Source organism: Affinundibacterium flavidum (assembly GCF_014284175.1).
GTDB lineage: Bacteria > Pseudomonadota > Gammaproteobacteria > Burkholderiales > Burkholderiaceae_D > Undibacterium > Undibacterium flavidum.
Genome location: NZ_JACOGA010000037.1, coordinates 1 through 5371, shown reverse-complemented (window position 1 = coordinate 5371; position 5371 = coordinate 1). Strand labels below are relative to the sequence as shown.

Sequence of the window (5371 nt, the reverse complement as noted above, 5' to 3'; positions counted from 1 at the left end):
ACACTATTGTAATACTTGTCGTAGTTACCTAATAACTGACCAAAGTTATAGGGACAAGCCTTACGGGCAATTAGTACTGGTTAGCTTAATGCATTACTGCACTTCCACACCCAGCCTATCAACGTCCTGGTCTCGAACGACCCTTTAAAGAGATCAAGTCTCTGGGAAGTCTCATCTTAAGGCGAGTTTCCCGCTTAGATGCTTTCAGCGGTTATCTCTTCCGAACATAGCTACTCGGCAATGCCACTGGCGTGACAACCGATACACCAGAGGTTCGTCCACTCCGGTCCTCTCGTACTAGGAGCAGCCCCCTTCAAACTTCCAACGCCCACGGCAGATAGGGACCAAACTGTCTCACGACGTTTTAAACCCAGCTCACGTACCACTTTAAATGGCGAACAGCCATACCCTTGGGACCGGCTACAGCCCCAGGATGTGATGAGCCGACATCGAGGTGCCAAACTCCCCCGTCGATATGAACTCTTGGGAGGAATCAGCCTGTTATCCCCAGAGTACCTTTTATCCGTTGAGCGATGGCCCTTCCATACAGAACCACCGGATCACTATGTCCTACTTTCGTACCTGCTCGACTTGTCAGTCTCGCAGTTAAGCACGCTTATGCCATTGCACTATCGTCACGATGTCCGACCGTAACTAGCGTACCTTCGAACTCCTCCGTTACACTTTGGGAGGAGACCGCCCCAGTCAAACTGCCTACCATGCACTGTCCCCGACCCAGATAATGGGCCAAGGTTAGAACCTCAAACAAACCAGGGTGGTATTTCAAGGATGGCTCCACGAGAACTGGCGTCCCCGCTTCAAAGCCTCCCACCTATCCTACACAGATTGGTTCAAAGTCCAATGCAAAGCTACAGTAAAGGTTCATGGGGTCTTTCCGTCTAGCCGCGGGTAGATTGCATCATCACAAACATTTCAACTTCGCTGAGTCTCGGGAGGAGACAGTGTGGCCATCATTACTCCATTCGTGCAGGTCGGAACTTACCCGACAAGGAATTTCGCTACCTTAGGACCGTTATAGTTACGGCCGCCGTTTACTGGGACTTCAATCAAGAGCTTGCACCCCATCATTTAATCTTCCAGCACCGGGCAGGAGTCACACCCTATACGTCCACTTTCGTGTTTGCAGAGTGCTGTGTTTTTATTAAACAGTTGCAGCCACCAGTTTATTGCAACCCTTTCATCCTTCCCCCGCAGGGGGGTCAAACTACCAGGGCGTACCTTATCCCGAAGTTACGGTACCAATTTGCCGAGTTCCTTCTCCCGAGTTCTCTCAAGCGCCTTAGAATACTCATCTCGCCCACCTGTGTCGGTTTGCGGTACGGTCTCGTATGACTGAAGCTTAGAGGCTTTTCTTGGAACCACTTCCGATTGCTTCGTGAATAAATTCACTCGTCTCAACCCCTTGAATTATGTACCCGGATTTGCCTAAGTACCTTCTACAAGTCAAGAACAGGCTCTTCCAACCGCCTGACAACCTTCCGCGATCCGTCCCCCCATCGCATCATACGACGGTGCAGGAATATTAACCTGCTTCCCATCAGCTACGCATCTCTGCCTCGCCTTAGGGGCCGACTCACCCTGCTCCGATGAACGTTGAACAGGAAACCTTGGGCTTACGGCGTGGGAGCTTTTCACTCCCATTATCGCTACTCATGTCAGCATTCGCACTTCTGATACCTCCAGCAGTCGTTACCAACCACCTTCGCAGGCTTACAGAACGCTCTCCTACCATATCCCTAAGGATATCCGCAGCTTCGGTGTACAGCTTAGCCCCGTTACATCTTCCGCGCAGGACGACTCGATCAGTGAGCTATTACGCTTTCTTTAAAGGGTGGCTGCTTCTAAGCCAACCTCCTGACTGTTTTAGCCTTCCCACTTCGTTTTCCACTTAGCTGTACTTTGGGACCTTAGCTGGCGGTCTGGGTTGTTTCCCTCTTGACACCGGACGTTAGCACCCGATGTCTGTCTCCCAAGCTCGCACTCAACGGTATTCGGAGTTTGCAATGGTTTGGTAAGTCGCGATGACCCCCTAGCCATAACAGTGCTCTACCCCCGTTGGTGATACTTGAGGCACTACCTAAATAGTTTTCGGAGAGAACCAGCTATTTCCAAGTTTGTTTAGCCTTTCACCCCTACCCACAGCTCATCCCCTAATTTTTCAACATTAGTGGGTTCGGACCTCCAGTACCTGTTACGGCACCTTCATCCTGGCCATGAGTAGATCACTTGGTTTCGGGTCTACACCCAGCGACTGTCGCCCTATTCGGACTCGATTTCTCTACGGCTTCCCTATACGGTTAACCTTGCCACTGAATGTAAGTCGCTGACCCATTATACAAAAGGTACGCAGTCACTCCACGAAGGGAGCTCCTACTGTTTGTATGCACACGGTTTCAGGTTCTATTTCACTCCCCTTCCGGGGTTCTTTTCGCCTTTCCCTCACGGTACTGGTTCACTATCGGTCGATATCGAGTATTTAGCCTTGGAGGATGGTCCCCCCATGTTCAGACAGGATTTCACGTGTCCCGCCCTACTTGTCGCATACTTAGTTCCACAAAGATCATTTCGTGTAAGGGGCTATCACCCTCTATGGCCGGAGTTTCCAATCCGTTCCACTATGAAATCTGCTAAATCATGCAGGCTCTTCCCATTTCGCTCGCCACTACTTTGGGAATCTCGGTTGATTTCTTTTCCTGTAGCTACTTAGATGTTTCAGTTCGCCACGTTCGCTTTGCACACCTATGTATTCAGTGTGCAATGACCTTACGGCCGGGTTTCCCCATTCGGAAATCTGCGGATCAAAGTGTGTTTGCTCACTCCCCGCAGCTTATCGCAAGCTACTACGTCCTTCATCGCCTGATATCGCCAAGGCATCCACCATGTGCACTTAGTCACTTGTCCCTATAACTTTAGTTTCTGGTGTCTCGCTTTATTTCTAAAGTGAGGTTCATCACCAAAAAGAGTTATAGTTCTTTACTACTATATGAGTATTACTTTAGCGTTTGCCGTAGCTCAAGTATCTTTGTATTTTAATTGTTCAGTTTTATTGCTAAAACCAAACTACTTGGATTACTTTTACTACTTTGTTTGTTTGATACAATCACAACCCTTCCATAAACTTGTTTATCGCTTCCGCGACAAACGCCTTTACGAAATAAATTTTGATTATTTCTACTTTACTTCTTCTCAATTGTTAAAGAACGATACTACTTAATTACTTTGCTTTCGATTTGAAAGAACAAATCTCAATAGCGCTCGCGCTACTCACATTTGTTATTTCTGATTTGGTAGGGCTGGTTGGGCTCGAACCAACGACCCCCGCGTTATCAACACGGTGCTCTAACCAGCTGAGCTACAGCCCCAGTCAATTACCACTAGTCTTACTTAACTTGGTGGAGGTTACCGGGCTCGAACCGATCACCCCCTGCTTGCAAAGCAGGTGCTCTACCAGATGAGCTAAACCCCCATTCGTTTTACAACTTAACCGGGCAAATCTCGAATTATCGACCGAATTACTTTTCAGCCGCTTCTTCTGCGTTCTTTATCATTAACAGTCAATAAGTGTGGACACTCAACATTTAGCGCACTCTAGAAAGGAGGTGATCCAGCCGCACCTTCCGATACGGCTACCTTGTTACGACTTCACCCCAGTCACGAACCCCGCCGTGGTAAGCGCCCTCCTTACGGTTAAGCTACCTACTTCTGGCGAAACCCGCTCCCATGGTGTGACGGGCGGTGTGTACAAGACCCGGGAACGTATTCACCGCGACATGCTGATCCGCGATTACTAGCGATTCCAACTTCATGTAGTCGAGTTGCAGACTACAATCCGGACTACGATACACTTTCTGGGATTAGCTCCACCTCGCGGTTTGGCAGCCCTCTGTATGTACCATTGTATGACGTGTGAAGCCCTACCCATAAGGGCCATGAGGACTTGACGTCATCCCCACCTTCCTCCGGTTTGTCACCGGCAGTCTCATTAGAGTGCTCAACTGAATGTAGCAACTAATGACAAGGGTTGCGCTCGTTGCGGGACTTAACCCAACATCTCACGACACGAGCTGACGACAGCCATGCAGCACCTGTGTATTGGTTCTCTTGCGAGCACTCCCAAATCTCTTCGGGATTCCAACCATGTCAAGGGTAGGTAAGGTTTTTCGCGTTGCATCGAATTAATCCACATCATCCACCGCTTGTGCGGGTCCCCGTCAATTCCTTTGAGTTTTAATCTTGCGACCGTACTCCCCAGGCGGTCTACTTCACGCGTTAGCTGCGTTACCAAGACAATTAAGTCCCGACAACTAGTAGACATCGTTTAGGGCGTGGACTACCAGGGTATCTAATCCTGTTTGCTCCCCACGCTTTCGTGCATGAGCGTCAGTGTTATCCCAGGGGGCTGCCTTCGCCATCGGTATTCCTCCACATATCTACGCATTTCACTGCTACACGTGGAATTCTACCCCCCTCTGACACACTCTAGCCATACAGTCTCAAATGCAGTTCCCAGGTTGAGCCCGGGGATTTCACATCTGACTTATATAACCGCCTGCGCACGCTTTACGCCCAGTAATTCCGATTAACGCTTGCACCCTACGTATTACCGCGGCTGCTGGCACGTAGTTAGCCGGTGCTTATTCTTCAGGTACCGTCATTAGCAGCAGGTATTAACCACCACCGTTTCTTCCCTGACAAAAGAGCTTTACAACCCGAAGGCCTTCTTCACTCACGCGGCATTGCTGGATCAGGCTTGCGCCCATTGTCCAAAATTCCCCACTGCTGCCTCCCGTAGGAGTCTGGACCGTGTCTCAGTTCCAGTGTGGCTGGTCGTTCTCTCAAACCAGCTACTGATCGTCGCCTTGGTGAGCCTTTACCTCACCAACTAGCTAATCAGATATCGGCCACTCCATGAGCATGAGGTCTTGCGATCCCCCACTTTCCACCTTAGTGCGTATGCGGTATTAGCGTAACTTTCGCTACGTTATCCCCCACTCTAGGGTATGTTCCGATATATTACTCACCCGTTCGCCACTCGCCACCAGACCGAAGTCCGTGCTGCCGTTCGACTTGCATGTGTAAGGCATGCCGCCAGCGTTCAATCTGAGCCAGGATCAAACTCTTCAGTTTAATCTCTGTTACTTTTTCCATTTCTGGAATTCGTTCTTTCGAACGAGTCGCTCACTCAAAATACTGACAGTTGCGATCATGATTGCTCACTATCGCGTCTTATCTTTACTTCTTGTGAACATTTGATATTTTTTAAGTTTCCTAACTACCGAAGTAGCTAGTCGCCTCATTATCAAGTGCCCACATTTATTGACTGTTAATTGTTAAAGATCTTATTCTTTTC

At 49.1% G+C, this 5371-nt stretch carries 2 tRNA genes and 2 rRNA genes; all 4 read right to left on the bottom strand.

Annotated elements, in window-relative coordinates:
* Positions 1 to 49: 49 nt before the first annotated feature.
* A 23S ribosomal RNA gene (locus H8K55_RS21195) occupies positions 50 to 2922 on the bottom strand.
* A gap of 384 nt (positions 2923 to 3306) precedes the next feature.
* A tRNA-Ile gene (locus tag H8K55_RS21190) sits at positions 3307 to 3383 on the bottom strand.
* A 28-nt stretch (positions 3384 to 3411) separates the two neighbouring features.
* Positions 3412 to 3487, bottom strand: a tRNA-Ala gene (locus tag H8K55_RS21185).
* Positions 3488 to 3613: 126 nt separating this feature from the next.
* Positions 3614 to 5148 (bottom strand): 16S ribosomal RNA (locus H8K55_RS21180).
* The 16S and 23S rRNA genes sit together here with 2 tRNA genes alongside, the layout of an rRNA operon.
* Positions 5149 to 5371: the final 223 nt, after the last annotated feature.